Source organism: Polynucleobacter sp. 86C-FISCH (assembly GCF_018882415.1).
GTDB lineage: Bacteria > Pseudomonadota > Gammaproteobacteria > Burkholderiales > Burkholderiaceae > Polynucleobacter.
In genome coordinates this window covers 1,368,786-1,384,804 of the sequence record NZ_JACVOL010000001.1, presented here as the reverse complement: position 1 = coordinate 1,384,804, position 16,019 = coordinate 1,368,786, and the positions used below count along the sequence as shown (strand labels likewise).

Below are 16,019 nucleotides of genomic sequence, written 5' to 3'. Positions count from 1 at the left end.
CGCAGCGTAATGACATTTCATATTATGAAATTATTAGAGCTCAACTAAGCGGTTTTTGGCGCAATACCGGCAGACACCTTAAATACCGTCGGAATGATCATGAGCTGGAAGGCAACAATACCCAGGAACAATGCATTTGGAAGGCCGGCATCCATAAAGAAACCAAAGATAAAAGGCCCTACCGCAGCACCCAAATCAATTCCCGAATAAACGATTCCGTAAACGCGTCCAGCAACGCCTTTTGGAGTTACCGTCTTCACCAATAAATCTCGTGAAGGAGCAACAACACCGTAGCCAAAGCCTAAGCCAAAAAATAAGATTGGAATAAGGCCAACTGGAATAAATCCAGCGCCTAGTAGTAAGCACATCACTATCGTTACGGATAAGCAGGATGTCACGATACGCTCAGGCGCTTTCAACTTTGCAGCTAAATATCCACCGAATAAAACACCACCAGCACTACCAAGTGCTAATAAGGTGATGTAATAACTTCCCACATCTAATGGTACTTGATAGATTGAAAATAATGCACTTGGTGCAAAGGATTGCAGACTTGAAGTAGAAGCCATGCTGAAGAAAAAGAAAATCCAACATAACCATACGGCAGTTAACTTCAGAAATGCGAATGCACTCTCTTGCACAACCCCAGGATTAGCAGCTTGATTGCTTGCGTGAGTATCGTCATGACGTTCTTTGACGTTATCTAAAAGATAGCTTCGATTGACCCACAAAACCACCAAGATACAAGCCTCCAGCAGGGCTGCGCTTAAGAATGCAATACGCCAATCACTGAATTGGGCAATGGCCACCATGAACGCTGGCGCTGCCGCCCAACCTAAGTAACCCGTGACTCCATGCATTGAATAGGCGTACGGTAGATTAGGGGGTGATACCTTGTGATTAATGAGTGTGTAATCAACAGGATGAAAAATACCGTTACCGCAACCAGCGATAACCGCCCCCATTAAGAGCATGGCATATCCATTACTTTGTGAATACACCAGAGCCGCAAGTATTAGCAAGCTAATACCGCTAAACAGAACTGGCCTTGCGCCAATGCGATCCACTAAAAATCCTGAGGCAGCTTGAGCAATGCAAGACACCACAAAGAAAACCGACATGAGTAAACCGAGCTCTGCATAACTCAATGCAAAAGCATCCTTCAACCATGGGAACATGGGAGGGAGTACTAAATGAAAGAAATGAGAGCTGCCGTGAGCTAGGCTAATGAGACCAATAACCCGGACATCACTGGCACGCCTACTAAGCGCAACAGTCATGTACCGAGTTTACTGGCGCAGGAATATTCCTGCTGAACTAATACAACTACTAGTTAGTGAACCTGACGGCTAAAGCTAAATTCGCCGGCCTTATCAACATCCACAGGAACTACATCCTTAGGACCGAACTTGCCTTCCAGAATCATCTTGGAAACAGGGTTCTCAATATGCTGCTGGATAGCCCGTTTCAGAGGCCTTGCTCCAAAGACAGGATCAAAACCTACCTCCGCAATCTTATTGAGGGCCGCATCGCTGACTTCAAGTTGCATATCAACCTTTGCCAATCGATCAGATAAGTTTTTGAGCAATATCTTCGCGATATTAGCGATATTGCCTTTGTCTAAGCCGTGGAATACCACGATCTCATCGATACGATTCAAGAACTCAGGACGGAAATGGTTTTTCAACTCCTCAAATACCGCCTCCTTGATTTCAGATTGCTTCTTATCAGTCATTGATTGAATCAAATGCGATCCAATATTACTGGTCATCACGATCACCGTATTCTTAAAGTCCACTGTACGACCTTGGCCATCAGTTAAGCGACCATCATCTAGCACTTGCAAGAGAACGTTGAAGACATCTGGATGCGCTTTCTCGATCTCATCGAACAAGATCACGCTGTAAGGATGGCGACGAACTTGCTCAGTTAAATAACCACCCTCTTCATAGCCAACGTAACCTGGAGGCGCGCCAATTAAACGCGCAACACTATGCTTCTCCATGAACTCACTCATATCAATACGAATGAGGTGGTCTTCACTATCAAACAAGAAACCAGCCAATGCCTTGCAAAGCTCCGTCTTACCAACGCCAGTAGGCCCAAGGAATAAGAACGAACCATAAGGACGATTCTCTTCTGCCAAGCCGGCACGTGAACGACGGATCGCGTCGGACACTGCGCGAATAGCTTCCTCTTGACCAACGACACGCTTATGTAGGAGCTCTTCCATCTTGAGCAATTTATCGCGCTCGCCCTGCATCATCTTGGAAACTGGAATACCTGTCGCACGAGAAACCACTTCAGCAATTTCTTCTGCGCCCACTTGAGTACGTAGTAACTTATTCTTCACTACGCCATCTTTGTCGCCTTTTGCCTCTGCAGCTGCAGCAGATTTAAGCTTAGCCTCGAGCTCAGGCAGCTTGCCATATTGCAACTCAGCAACTTGCTCTAACTTGCCATCACGCTGTAACTTGGCGATATCAGCCTTAACCTTCTCAATCTCTTCCTTCAGATTGGCAGCGCCCAGTACGGCACCCTTCTCTGCTTTCCAGATTTCTTCCAAATCAGCATACTCAGCACCAAGACGCTTGATCTCTTCTTCAATAAGACCAAGACGCTTTTGTGACGCCTCATCTTTTTCTTTTTTAACCGCTTCGCGCTCAATCTTGAGTTGAATGAGACGACGCTCAAGCTTGTCCATTACCTCAGGCTTGGAGTCAATCTCCATACGAATGCGTGAACCAGCCTCGTCAATCAAGTCGATTGCCTTATCTGGTAAGAAACGATCGGTAATGTAGCGGTGCGACAACTCAGCGGCAGCCACAATAGCTGGATCAGTAATCTCAATGCCGTGATGCAGCTCATAGCGCTCTTGCAATCCACGCAAGATGGCAATCGTTGCCTCAACACTAGGCTCCTCAACCATCACTTTTTGGAAGCGGCGCTCTAGCGCAGGATCTTTTTCAATGTACTTGCGATATTCGTCTAAGGTTGTTGCGCCGATGCAATGCAACTCACCACGTGCCAAAGCAGGCTTAAGCATGTTGCCAGCGTCCATTGCGCCATCGCCTTTACCAGCACCAACCATCGTATGAATCTCATCGATAAAGATAATGGTTTGACCCTCATCTTTAGCAACGTCACTGAGCACTGCCTTTAAGCGCTCTTCGAATTCACCGCGGTATTTAGCGCCAGCCAATAGCAAAGCCATATCCAACACCAAGACGCGTTTGTTCTTCAGTGTTTCAGGAACTTCACCATTCACAATGCGCTGGGCTAAGCCTTCAACGATCGCTGTTTTGCCCACACCCGGCTCACCAATCAGGACAGGGTTATTCTTGCCGCGACGCTGCAAGATCTGAATGGTGCGACGAATCTCATCATCACGGCCAATTACTGGATCAAGCTTGCCCATGCGAGCACGCTCAGTTAAATCCACGGTGTATTTCTTTAAGGCCTCACGTTGACCTTCAGCATCTGCACTATTCACTGATTCTCCTCCGCGCACTAAATCAATAGCCGCTTCTAACGATTTACGATTTAAGCTATTCTCACGAGCAACCTTGCCAAGCTCGCCTTTGTCATCTGCTACAACCAATAAAAACAGTTCACCCGCAATGAATTGATCATTGCGTTTGTTAGCCTCTTTTTCACATAAGTTCAGCCAATTACTGAGATCACGACCAACCTGGACTTCCCCGCTAGTGCCCTGCACTTCTGGAAGGTTGCTGATAATCTTTTCCACACCTTTTTCAAGGCCAGCGACATTGACACCCGCTCTTGTTAGCAGGCTCTTTGCACCACCATCAGAATCACGCAACATTGCCAGCAACACATGGGCTGGCTCAATATATTGGTTGTCTTTGGCTAAAGCGATACTTTGAGCCTCACTTAAGGCCTCTTGAAACTTAGTTGTTAATTTATCTATTCTCATTTATGCACTCCATATATCTATCTATAGAATATAAGGGCAATATCGCTAATTTCAAGGGTTTTACACCCCCTTTTTACTCAAATTTGACCCATTTTGACCTGGCTTGTTTACCTACTGGAATGTTCTGACGGCACGTACTATGCCGGCATTACAAACCGTCTAGAACATCGTCTAGAAGCTCACAACTCAGGGCAAGGCGCTCGCTATACAAGAGCTCGCAGACCAGTTGTCCTTTTAGCTACACAAGAGCACCCGGATCGATCTGAGGCCTCAAAGGCAGAGATCAAATTAAAGCAACTTCCCCGCTCTGAAAAGTTGGCATTCTTTAAAAACAAAAACCACCCTTGAGGGTGGTTGGTTTGCTATTTACTTGAATTTTAGAAAGCGTCTTTTACACGCTCGATCGCATAGATTTCTCTTAAATGCAGAGCTTGATAAGCTACCCGATCTTTAAATAATCCTGTAATCGTTTCTGAGCCAGGTGAAAAATTTCTCATAACATCTGCATTCAGGTTGTAAATAGGCCAATTTGCCTGACCACTCACATTTGGATTACCAGTTTTGGCAAATGCCGCCCAACTAGCAGATAACCTCTCTGACATTGCTTGATCCTGAGGGTTATTTTTATCCACAATCGGAAACCAGTCTTTTGGCCAAACATGCGTTTTCTTGAACCCAGCAATATCTTTTTCAATTCGATCGCATTGATTCACGCCAGTTAAGGCCTGCTTAGGAGCTTGGGTTACTAGCCCCAAACTACCAAAGACATACGGTATCTCGTATGTATGAGGCGCACCCGGTAAAGCAGCACGAATATTTTGAGTTAAGTAATCAAAGTAATAAGCGTAGCCGGGGGCAATACCATTCATGCTATTTGCCAATAATTTGGTACTGGCGCGATACATCAGATCCTGGATTACAAAAGAATTCAAAATACACTTATCTTTTACATTGGCATAAAGCTGCTCAATAATTTTTGGGTCTTCGTGAACATTCTTCAAAAAGACATCTAAGGCAGGCTCACCAGGCAACATGAAATCGCTATCAAATGAGTTTGTACCAATCATGAAGGGCACTTTCGCCTGCTTACCAGCGGCAAATAAAGGAATGGGGTCGCCCTTTAAAATCTGACCATCCACAAAAGGACCACCAAACTCACCAGCATAGTAAGAGTTGCCATCAAGGACTAGTTTTTGAACTGGTAATTTTCTTAAATCGGCTAACGATTTTGCGCCAAGTGCAGACATAAATTTAGCGCCTATATCTACCTCTGGTGTTAAGCCAAAACGCTTTTCAGTCATTCCCCTTAAAGGACTTTGTTGCGCGCTTTGGGCAATCGCCTTGTGGAACAATCCCTTAGCTGCATCAGAAACCATTAACCAGGTAACACTTCTACCACCAGCTGATTGACCAAAGATTGTTACGTTATTGGGATCTCCCCCAAATGCTTCAATATTCTTTTTAACCCACTTTAAAGAGGCAATTTGATCCATGGTGCCGTAATTACCTACTGGCTCACCCTTAGCTTTTGCTTCCTCAATCAACTCTTTTGAAGCAAAGAAGCCCAATGACCCAAGGCGATAGTCAACCGTAATAACGATGACACCATTCTTCACCAAATTGATTGGGGTGAACTGTGGATCTTTAGCGCCATCAACGATTAAACCGCCGCCATGGAACCAAACCATGACTGGCAAATTCTTATTAGGTTTAGAGGGTGCAAAAACATTGAGCTTTAAACAATCCTCACTACCTGGCAGTCCAAGACCATCGTTAAGATTTTTAATATATTGCTGCGGACAAGCACCACCAAACTTACTAGCATCACGTGTTCCACTCCAAGCAAGAGCTGGTTGCGGAGGGCGCCAGCGCAAGTCACCTACAGGAGGGGCAGCATAGGGAACGTTTTTAAAAACATGCATGCCGTATTCGTTAGCGCCTTGAAGGCTACCAGTGTCAACTTTTACAATAGGTCTATCCGCAGCAGCTACACCGACTGTAAATAGAAAGAGTAGCAACGAAATAATTTTCTTCATTTAAGTACTTTCAAGCAGGAAACTGTTTATTAAGAACCAGCCGTTAAATTAGCAACCGGAAGTGGTTGCCGTTGGAACGCTCACTCCGGCAGTGCCCGGCAAACTAGACCAGGCAGAACTAGATGAGGTTATTGGCAGCATGTATGCCCAGTGTGTAAGACCGCTAACTCCATTGCCTGTAGACATCTGCATTAAAAACGCAGGCTGACCACTTGATGTGGTAAGTTGCCCAGAGCCTACAGTAAGAGAGGCTCCATAAAAACCCAATGAGACAGAATTATTGGCTGTGACGGAACCTATGATTGTGGCAGCTGACCAGCTCGCACCATTATTCGTACTTGCAAAAGAACATCCCTGGAGATAACCGCCATTCGCAGATGTGATGTGCCAAATAGTTTGATCATTCACGGCGCTGACTTTTGGATTTGCAGAACCGCTATACGAATAAGCTAACAAATATTCAGTAGGCACATACCAATAAGTATCAACAAAAGCAGAAAGATCTTTTGTGGCCAGTGTAGATGGGGTTGATTGTGCGTGCACGCTATCACCCGCACCGCAACCCGTGAGACCTGCTGCTGAAAGAATCGACATGCACAACAAGATCCTGCCGACTAAGGTATTTTTCATTTTTCTTTCCACTTGGATAGCGCAACTTCATCGGTAACCCTAGCATCTACCCAACGAGCGCCTTCAGGCGTTTCTTCTTTTTTCCAAAATGGAGCTGCCGTTTTAAGGTAGTCCATGATGAACTCGCAGGCAGCAAAAGCTTCTCCCCTGTGCGCACTAGTAACTGCAACCAGAACAATTTGATCCTCAGGTAAGAGTGGTCCCACTCGATGAATCACTAGAGTTTGATAGATGCCCCAACGTGCTTTAGCCTGATCCAGAATTTCTTGTAATGCCTTTTCGGTCATCCCCGGGTAATGCTCGAGGGTCATGCCTTTTACCTGGCTACCGTCATTCATATCCCGGACAGTGCCCAAGAAAGAAACTACCGCGCCAACCCGTGGATCATTCTTACGGAGCGCTGCTATTTCAGCGCTAAGGTCGAAATCTTTTTCCTGAATGCAAATAGATGAATTGGACATGCTAGCCGCCGGTTACCGGAGGAAAGAAAGCTACTTCAGACCCATCTTGAAGAGCGGTATTGGCATCAACCATGTGTTGATTAAGGGCACAGCGCAATACCCTGCCCTCAGCTAATTCTTCAGACCAAGGGTTGCCGCGCTCAATAAGATGCGCCCTGAGTTCAGCTATCGTTTTCACTGTTGCTGGAATGGTAATGCTCTCTTGCGAGATGCCAAGAGCCTCACGCAATGAGGCAAAGAATCGTAATTCGAGTTTCATGAGCTAATCGTAAACCGATTATTTGAGGAGCGCATCAAAGGGAATGTATTTCACCAATTCACCAGCCTTAATTGGCTGATTTGGTGGGCAATCAACTAGGCCATCACCCCAAGAGGCGCTAGTGAGTACGCCTGAGCTTTGATTTGGGTACAGATCAAGGCCGCCTTGATCATTAATCTTAACGCGCAAGAACTCATTACGACGATCGGCTTTTAGCCAATCAAAGTCCGCACGCATTAAATACGATTGGGGAAGCTTGGCTTCGCGTCCCTGGAGTTTCAAAATAAATGGGCGAACAAATAATAAGAAGGTAACAAAGCTAGAAACTGGATTGCCAGGTAATCCAATAAACCAAGCTTCACCGTCTTTAGGCTCGCTTGATTTACGTACCGCACCAAATGCTAGCGGCTTACCCGGTTTGATGGCAATTAGCCAAAGATCCAATCTTCCCTCAGCAGTGACTGCAGGCTTAATATGATCTTCTTCACCAACCGATACGCCACCAGAGGTGATTATTAAGTCATGATCTTTACTGGCTTTTCGCAATGCTTCGCGTGTTGCATCCAAGCAATCAGGAACAATACCTAAATCCGTAGCATCACAACCCAAAGACTTCAGGCAAGCCAATAAGGTATCGCGATTGGAGTTATAGATACCACCAGGCTTTAATGGATCACCTGGAAGCGCTAACTCATCACCCGTAAAGAATGCCGCAACTTTCACGCGACGTTTTACATTGAGATGCGTTAAGCCAGCAGAAGCGGCAACACCTAACTCTTGAGGGCGCAAAAATGTGCCAGCAGTCAAGCAAGTCTTGCCAGTTGTTAAATCTTCACCACTACGACGAATCCATTGACCCGATGTGGGAGCAACATTAATAGTGACTTGATCGGGCTGATCCCCAACCGTGCAATCTTCTTGCATTACAACGGCATCGGCACCAGGGGGAACAGGAGCGCCCGTGAAAATTCTGGCAGCAGTGCCAGACTCTAATTGAGTTCCGATAGAGCCAGCCGGAATACGTTGAGCAATTCTCAATTTTTTTCCGGGTGTTACTGTATCTGCACAGCGAACCGCATAACCATCCATTGAGGTGTTATCCAATGGCGGTACATCCACCAAACTCTTTACATCCTCAGCCAGAACCCTTCCCAATGCCGCTTGAGTGTTTACCTTTTCGCTCTCATTGACTGTCACTGCATTTGACAGCAAATGGTCTAAGGCCTGCTGCGCAGTCAACATTGGTGGCTTTGTCATAGGATGATTGCTTGTTGCTTAAAGTTTTGGGTTAAGTCGATTAACCAAGATGCGTTGTAATGAAAGCTTTAACTTGATTCACATCGGCATCAATATTTTCTACGCGCTGCGGCTTAGATTTAATATCTTTAAATGCAGGTGGGCATTCAGCAGGTCGACCCAAAGCAATCTCAATGGTTTCTTCAAACTTAATCGGTAGCGCTGTCTCCAGCACAATCATTGGAATGCCAGCCTGTAGGTGCTCGCGGGCAACTTTCACACCATCAGCAGTATGCGTATCGATCATGACGCCATAGCGCTGATCAATATCACGAATAGTTTCTAAGCGATTCTCATGGGTGCTGCGACCAGATTGAAAGCCATACTTGCCCAGCTCTTTGAAAACAGCATCTTTAGAGATATCAAAGCCACCAGTTTCATCTACTTGCTTAAACATGCCTGCAGTAGCCTTGCCATCTTGACCCATGAAATCAAATACAAAACGCTCAAAGTTACTGGCTTTAGAGATATCCATGGATGGACTGGATGTATGAAGTGTCTCAGCAGACTTGCGCGCCCGGTAGATGCCAGTACGGAAGAACTCGTCAAGGACATCATTCTCATTGGTCGCCACAATCAGATGCTCAATCGGCAATCCCATCATGCGCGCAATATGACCGGCACAAACATTACCAAAGTTGCCAGATGGCACGGTGAATGACACTTTTTCAGCGCTAGACTTTGTTGCCAACAGATAACCTTGGAAGTAGTAGACCACCTGAGCCACTACACGACCCCAATTAATGGAGTTCACTGTACCAATCTGATTCTTCGCTTTGAAAGCGTGATCATTACTTACTGCTTTAACAATATCTTGGCAGTCATCAAAGACACCAGCCACTGCTAAGTTAAAAATATTGGGGTCTTGCAGGGAATACATTTGCGCAGATTGAAAAGCACTCATCTTGCCGCGAGGTGAAAGCATGAATACTTTCACACCCTCTTTGCCACGCATTGCATATTCAGCAGCACTACCAGTGTCGCCAGAAGTTGCGCCCAAAATATTGAGATGCTGACCTTTTTTCTTAAGAGCGTATTCAAAGAGATTGCCAAGCAACTGCATAGCCATGTCCTTGAAGGCCAAAGTAGGCCCGTTTGAAAGACTTAAAAGACCAATACGAGTTCCGTGCTCTTCACCCAACCAATGTATCGGTGTAATGTCCTTTGCGTTGTCCTGTGGACGTCCATTGCAGTAGACCTGCTCGGTATAAGTTTTACGCAAGAGAGCGCGCAAATCAGCCTCAGGAATATCGTCGGAATACAGACTTAAAACTTCGTAAGCCAAATCAGCATAAGACAAACCGCGCCAAGAATCTAACTGTGCCGCAGTAACCTTTGGGTATTGGACAGGCAAATACAGGCCGCCATCAGGCGCCAATCCGCCTAACAAAATTTCTAAGAAGGATTGTTGCGGACTATTGCCGCGAGTAGATTGGTAACGCATGTATTTTGCTGAGTTTTACTTAAGACAGATTTTCTAAACGGATCTTTACTACTTCACCGGCAACAGTTTTAAGAGCTTGAATCTCTTTAATCGCGGCAAGCATGTTCTTTTCTTTGGTTTCGTGAGTCAAGGCAACCAAATCAGTTTGGCTCTCACCTTCATCAGCCTCTTTCTGCAAGAGCGCATCGATTGAAACGCCATGTGAAGCCAAAATTTTGGTGATATCTGCCAACACGCCAGCTTGATCAGCTACACGCAAGCGCAAGTAGTAGCTAGTGGTGATCTCGCCAATTGGCAGCACTGGTGTGTCATGTACGGCATCTGCCTGGAAGGCCAAATATGGAACGCGATGCTCAGGATCAGCATTTAATAAGCGGGTAATGTCTACCAAGTCTGCGATCACAGCGGAAGCAGTTGGCTCAGAGCCTGCGCCCTTGCCGTAATACAAGGTAGTGCCAACAGCATCGCCAAACACTTGCACGGCATTCATAGCACCTTCAACGTTTGCAATCAAACGCTTCGATGGAATGAGTGTTGGGTGTACGCGCAACTCAACACCAGTTGGTGTTTTCTTAGCAATACCTAGCAACTTAATGCGATAGCCTAATTGCTCGGCGTATTTAATATCAATTGCGTCTAACTTAGTGATGCCTTCAATGTGTGCTTTTTCAAACTGCATTGGAATACCAAATGCAATTGCACTCATGATGGTCGCTTTATGCGCTGCATCTACGCCTTCAATATCGAAAGTTGGATCCGCCTCTGCGTAACCCAAGCGTTGCGCTTCTTTCAGTACAGTCTGGAAATCCAAACCTTTGTCGCGCATCTCTGACAAGATGAAATTGGTTGTGCCGTTAATGATGCCGGCGATCCACTCAATACGGTTGGCAGTTAAGCCTTCACGCAAAGCTTTAATAATTGGAATGCCGCCTGCCACTGCCGCCTCAAAAGCAACCATCACGCCTTTGTCATGCGCAGCTTTAAAAATCTCATTACCGTGCACGGCGATCAAAGCCTTGTTGGCTGTCACTACGTGCTTACCAGCAGCAATCGCCTCTAGAACCAAGTCCTTGGCAATTCCATAACCACCAATCAACTCAACAACAATATCAATCTCTGGGTTATTAATCACAGCGCGTGCATCACTCACCACTTGCGCACGATCCTTAACCAATTCTTTGGCGCGCTCTACATTTAAATCAGCAACCGTATTAATACGAATGCCACGCCCAGCGCGACGGGTAATCTCATCTTGGTTACGTTCGAGAACAGTGAATACGCCACCACCAACAGTGCCAATACCTAAAAGACCTACTTGAATCGGTTTCATGATGCCTTTGCTGCAGTTGAAGAAGCCTTACGGCTGTGCTTATTACGATAACGCTCCAGAAAACGTGCAAGGCGGCCGATAGCCTCCTTCAGCACATCCTCGTGAGGCAAGAACACTACGCGGAAGTGATCAGGTTTACCCCAGTTAAAACCGGAGCCCTGCACTAACAATACTTTTTCTTCTTTTAAAAGATCAGCAACAAATTGTTGATCATCTTCAATTGGATAAACCTCTGGGTCTAACCTTGGAAATAAATACAAAGCTGACTTAGGTTTCACACAAGTGACACCCGGAATATCGGTAATCAGTTTCCAAGCAAGATCACGTTGCTTCGCAAGACGACCGCCATCGCCCACTAAGTCATTAATACTTTGATAACCGCCTAATGCAGTTTGAATCGCGTATTGACCTGGCACGTTTGCACACAAGCGCATCGAGGCCAGCATGTTTAAGCCTTCGATGTAATCGCGCACCATCTCTTTATCACCCGAGACAATCATCCAGCCTGCGCGATAGCCACATGAACGGTAATTCTTAGAAAGACCATTGAAGGTAATAGTGACTACATCGGTCGACAAAGATGCAAGAGAAATATGCTTCTCACCGTCATACAACATCTTGTCGTAAATCTCATCAGCAAACAAAATCAAACCGTATTCACGAGCAATACTTGTTAACTCAAGCAAAACTTCTTTGGAATAAATTGCGCCAGTAGGATTGTTTGGATTGATCACCACAATCGCTTTAGTGCGTGGCGTAATTTTTTTACGCAGATCATTTAAATCCGGCGCCCAATCTTTGGATTCATCGCAAAGATAGTGCACAGGTGTACCGCTCGACAAACTCACAGCAGCAGTCCACAGTGGGTAATCTGGTGTTGGTACCAAAACTTCATCGCCATCATTTAAGAGTGCATTCATCGACAGCACGATGAGCTCAGAAACTCCATTGCCGGTGTAGACGTCATCCAAGGTCACGCCTTGAATGCCTTTTTCTTGGCAGTACTGCATGATCGCCTTGCGAGCCGAAAAGATTCCCTTGGAATCCGAATATGCTGAGGCGTTGCTTAAATTGCGAATCATGTCCAACTGAATCTCTTCAGGAGGATCAAAACCGAAAACCCCTACGTTTCCAATGTTTAATTTGATGATTTTGTGACCTTCTTCCTCCATGCGCTGAGCAAGCTCGAGCACCGGCCCACGTATGTCATAACAGACGTTATCGAGCTTTTGGGACTTTCGGATTGGTTTCACAATAAATTAAAGGGTAAGTTCTTGAAATATGAGAAAAAACAGCTAGCTATAATCCACATAATTATGACAGAGAGTCCACTTGAAGCTTCAATCTGACCCCCATTCCGGAGCGAATACGATCACTGGCTACGGCGATGGTTACGTAGAGATCAATAAGACTCCTTACGCCCATGCTGTTGTCCTGAGCTCGGATGGCGCCATCTCAGAGTGGTCAGCCCGGTCATTTGACGACTTGGAAGCCCATCACTTCTCGCAACTCATTGATTTAAAACCAGAATTAATCCTTATTGGGACCGGCAAACGCCAGCGCTTTCCTAAGCCAGAACTCCTTAAAGCCCTGATTTCCGCCAAAATTGGCTTTGAAATCATGGATTCCCAGGCCGCCTGCCGGACATACAACATCCTGGTGGGCGAAGGACGTCAGGTCCTGCTAGCTCTGATTGTGGAGCCCGTTTAATGCAATTTGGCCAAATTCGGCAGTCTTCAGCCCTGCATCCGGGCAAGATTTTGTTGTTGGTCATTATTTACGGCTTGCTGTGGTTTGGCACTTTGAACTACCGCCATCTCATTCCATCTGATGAGGGACGCTACGCAGAGATCGCCCGAGAAATGCTCGTGACCGGTGATTGGATTACACCTAGATACAACGGCTACAAGTATTTCGAAAAACCACCATTGCAAGCATGGGCTACTGCAGCAGCATTTCAAGTATTTGGCATTGGTGACTGGCAAGCACGTCTTTGGACTGCACTTACTGGATTTCTCACCATTCTCTTAGTTGGATTTACTGGCGCTCGAATTTATAACGCTCGAGCAGGATGGTTAGCCGCCGTTGTATTGGCCTCAAGTCCGATGTGGGTTATCAGCGGTCACTTCAATTCGCTCGACATGGGCTTGTCTGCTTTTTTAGTTGCTGCTTTGTGTAGCCTATTAATTGCACAAACATCTCACAATAAAAACAGTTGTAGAAATTGGATGTGGGCATGTTGGGCTTTCATGGCACTAGCAACTTTATCTAAAGGTGTTATTGGCGCCGCAATTCCTGCGATGGTTTTTATTGCTTATTCCATTAGTACTTGGGATTGGAAAATTTGGACTCGGCTTCGTTTATTTAGTGGAACTATTTTGTTCTTAGCAATCACTGCGCCTTGGTTTATTTTGGTGGCACAGCGCAATCCTGAGTTTTTAGAATTCTTCTTCATTCATGAGCATCTTCAACGTTTCACACAGGATGCTCACAGCAGAACAGGTCCTATTTATTACTTTGTGCCACTGCTACTAATTGGGCTGCTTCCCTGGTTTCTACAGATCCCAGGAGCAATTGCACAAGCCTGGAGCGAGCGCCGCCGTGAGTTTTCTGCTGGCTGGTTATTGGTCTGCTGGTTTGTAGTTATTTTTGCGTTCTTTAGCGTCTCACGTTCTAAATTACCCGGCTACATCATCCCAGTATTTCCTGCGCTTGCTTTACTCATTGGCAATCGATTGGATCGTTTACTTGGTCACACCAACACCATGGCTCTGTCATGGAAATTACAGACACTTGGATTTGCACTGCTTGGTTGCGTTGGATTTTTCTTTTTGGATGCCATCGGCAAACAAGCAAGACCTGATGAGGTTAATGCATATGCGCAATACACCTATTGGGTGATTGCTGCATTAATAGCGCTCATTATTTTTAGCGCTTATGCCGCATGGCAAAGTAAACGCAATGGTATTCAAAGTATCGTGAGTTTTGCTTGCGGATTTTTTCTGTGTGCCATCATTGCGGGAACAGGCCATGAGACATTAGGTCGTGCCGTCTCAGGTATTGATCTCGTAGAACGAGTGAAAGCATCCATTCCTGAAAAAGTAAATTTCTATTCTGTTCGTCTTTTAGATCACACCGTGCCCTTCTATTTAGGCAGAACGATGATCATGGTTGAATCCCCCGACGAGCTCGTGTTTGGTGTCAACCAAGAGCCCGATCTCTGGATGCCAACACTGGATGCATTTATTGCTCGCTGGAAAGAAGACCAAACGGCCTACGCCATCATGGTTCCAGAGCAATTTGAAGCACTAAAGGCTCAGAATTTTCCAATGCAAGAAGTTGATCGCGATTCACGCAGGGTCATTGTGAAACATCCAGATGCATCGAATGTGACGCAGTAACGCATTAAAGTAATATAAGACATCATGTCAGACTCCAGCCAACCATTCATTCCCTTTACACGTCCTAGCTTCAATCAAGAAACGATTGATGCTGTTTCGGAAGTATTGCGCTCTGGCTGGGTGACATCAGGGCCCAAGTTGGCAGAGTTTGAGGCAACTTTAAGCAACTACTTTGGTGGTCGCCCCGTCCGCTGTTTTGCTAACGGCACTGCAACGATGAAGATTGCCCTGCAAGTTGCAGGTATTGGTGCTGGCGACGAAGTTATTACTACTCCAATCTCTTGGGTGGCAACATCGAATGTCATTTTGAGTGTAGGCGCTAAACCGGTCTTTGTAGATATTGATCCAGTCACACGCAATATTGATCTCAATAAAGTTTCAGCTGCAATCACACCAAAGACGCGAGCAATCATGCCAGTCTATTTGGCTGGCCTACCTGTTGACATGGATCAGCTCTATGCATTGGCGAAGCAACACAATCTTCGTGTCATTGAGGATGCAGCACAAGCTTTTGGATCTCAATGGAAGGGCAAGAAGATTGGTAGCTTTGGTGACTTAGTCAGCTTTAGTTTTCAAGCAAACAAGAATCTCACCACTATTGAAGGCGGTTGTCTTGTACTCAATAATGCAGATGAAGCAAAGCTTGCTGAGAAGTTCCGCCTGCAAGGATTAACCCGTCAAGGTATGGACGGTATGGACGTCGATGTATTGGGTGGCAAAGATAATTTGACAGACGTCAACGCGGCCATTGGCCTCGAGCAACTCAAACAACTGCCTGCATATCAAGCGCGTCGTGCTGCTTTAGCGCGCCAATACTTTGATGTCATTCGCGCTGAATTAAAAGCTGCCGCATTAGAGAATTTGAAGTTAGAACTTCCAGTTGAAAACTTTACTGAAAGCAACTGGCACATGTTCCAAATAGTTTTACCGCTTGATCAGTTAAATACAGATCGCGCCCAAGTCATGACTGAGTTAAAAGATTTGGGTATTGGCACTGGCGTTCATTACCCCGCTATTACAGGCTTTACGCTGTATAAAAACCAAGGCTATAAAACCTCTGATACACCAATCGCAGAACGAATCGGCAAATCCATCCTCACACTTCCTTTATTCCCCGCAATGGCAGATGAGGATATTGGCCGTATAGCCAAGGGATTGATCGGAATTTTGCAGAAATACCGCAAAAACTAGCGTTATTGGGGTTGAGCCCTGAGAATCAGGCAAA

The 16,019-nt window shown here is 45.7% G+C and carries 14 protein-coding genes; 4 read left to right on the top strand and 10 right to left on the bottom strand.

The window, feature by feature from the left end; translation table 11 throughout:
- Window positions 1–44 precede the first annotated feature (44 nt).
- The gene (locus ICN10_RS07030) at window positions 45–1,280 is read right to left on the bottom strand and encodes an MFS transporter (protein ID WP_216214084.1); all 1,236 of its coding nucleotides are present in this window, start codon (window positions 1,278–1,280) and stop codon (window positions 45–47) included.
- Window positions 1,281–1,333: 53 nt separating this feature from the next.
- Window positions 1,334–3,937 (bottom strand): ATP-dependent chaperone ClpB, encoded by a 2,604-nt coding sequence (gene clpB / locus ICN10_RS07025; RefSeq protein ID WP_216214082.1) that lies wholly within the window; start codon window positions 3,935–3,937, stop codon window positions 1,334–1,336.
- 93 nt (window positions 3,938–4,030) lie between these two features.
- Between clpB and ICN10_RS07020 the strand changes: the two genes are divergently transcribed.
- Window positions 4,031–4,285, top strand: a complete 255-nt coding sequence (locus ICN10_RS07020) for a GIY-YIG nuclease family protein (RefSeq protein ID WP_068322262.1) — start codon at window positions 4,031–4,033, stop codon at window positions 4,283–4,285.
- 29 nt (window positions 4,286–4,314) lie between these two features.
- Here ICN10_RS07020 and ICN10_RS07015 read toward each other — a convergent pair whose 3' ends face one another.
- From ICN10_RS07015 to ICN10_RS06980, 8 genes are read right to left on the bottom strand one after another with little or no spacing between them, the layout of a single operon-like run.
- Window positions 4,315–5,973 carry a carboxylesterase/lipase family protein gene (locus ICN10_RS07015; protein WP_216214079.1) on the bottom strand — a complete coding sequence of 553 codons (1,659 nt, stop codon included), beginning with the start codon at window positions 5,971–5,973 and terminating at the stop codon, window positions 4,315–4,317.
- A gap of 48 nt (window positions 5,974–6,021) precedes the next feature.
- The gene (locus ICN10_RS07010; RefSeq protein ID WP_216214077.1) at window positions 6,022–6,603 is read right to left on the bottom strand and encodes a hypothetical protein; all 582 of its coding nucleotides are present in this window, start codon (window positions 6,601–6,603) and stop codon (window positions 6,022–6,024) included.
- Entirely contained in the window at window positions 6,600–7,064 is a 465-nt protein-coding gene (gene moaE, locus ICN10_RS07005; protein WP_216214075.1) for a molybdopterin synthase catalytic subunit MoaE, read from the bottom strand. Before moaE ends, ICN10_RS07010 begins: the two co-directional genes overlap by 4 nt.
- A gap of 1 nt (window position 7,065) precedes the next feature.
- Window positions 7,066–7,323 carry a molybdopterin converting factor subunit 1 gene (moaD, locus tag ICN10_RS07000; protein ID WP_216214073.1) on the bottom strand — a complete coding sequence of 86 codons (258 nt, stop codon included), beginning with the start codon at window positions 7,321–7,323 and terminating at the stop codon, window positions 7,066–7,068.
- Window positions 7,324–7,341: 18 nt separating this feature from the next.
- On the bottom strand, window positions 7,342–8,565 hold the full coding sequence (gene glp, locus ICN10_RS06995; RefSeq protein ID WP_216215246.1) for a gephyrin-like molybdotransferase Glp: 1,224 nt from the start codon (window positions 8,563–8,565) through the stop codon (window positions 7,342–7,344).
- A 55-nt stretch (window positions 8,566–8,620) separates the two neighbouring features.
- Window positions 8,621–10,063, bottom strand: a complete 1,443-nt coding sequence (gene thrC / locus ICN10_RS06990) for a threonine synthase (protein ID WP_216214071.1) — start codon at window positions 10,061–10,063, stop codon at window positions 8,621–8,623.
- Between the two features lie 19 nt (window positions 10,064–10,082).
- Window positions 10,083–11,393, bottom strand: a complete 1,311-nt coding sequence (locus ICN10_RS06985) for a homoserine dehydrogenase (protein WP_068322246.1) — start codon at window positions 11,391–11,393, stop codon at window positions 10,083–10,085.
- Window positions 11,390–12,646 carry an aminotransferase class I/II-fold pyridoxal phosphate-dependent enzyme gene (locus ICN10_RS06980; protein ID WP_216214069.1) on the bottom strand — a complete coding sequence of 419 codons (1,257 nt, stop codon included), beginning with the start codon at window positions 12,644–12,646 and terminating at the stop codon, window positions 11,390–11,392. The genes ICN10_RS06985 and ICN10_RS06980 overlap by 4 nt, the downstream gene beginning before the upstream one ends.
- Before the next feature lie 79 nt (window positions 12,647–12,725).
- Here ICN10_RS06980 and ICN10_RS06975 point away from each other — a divergent pair, with 79 nt between their 5' ends.
- From ICN10_RS06975 to ICN10_RS06965, 3 genes are read left to right on the top strand one after another with little or no spacing between them, the layout of a single operon-like run.
- Window positions 12,726–13,103: an Mth938-like domain-containing protein gene (locus ICN10_RS06975; protein ID WP_216214067.1), complete on the top strand. Its 378-nt coding sequence runs from the start codon at window positions 12,726–12,728 to the stop codon at window positions 13,101–13,103.
- Entirely contained in the window at window positions 13,103–14,794 is a 1,692-nt protein-coding gene (locus ICN10_RS06970) for a glycosyltransferase family 39 protein (protein ID WP_216214065.1), read from the top strand. The genes ICN10_RS06975 and ICN10_RS06970 overlap by 1 nt, the downstream gene beginning before the upstream one ends.
- 24 nt (window positions 14,795–14,818) lie before the next feature.
- On the top strand, window positions 14,819–15,985 hold the full coding sequence (locus ICN10_RS06965; protein WP_216214063.1) for a DegT/DnrJ/EryC1/StrS aminotransferase family protein: 1,167 nt from the start codon (window positions 14,819–14,821) through the stop codon (window positions 15,983–15,985).
- The last annotated feature ends 34 nt before the right edge of the window (window positions 15,986–16,019 follow it).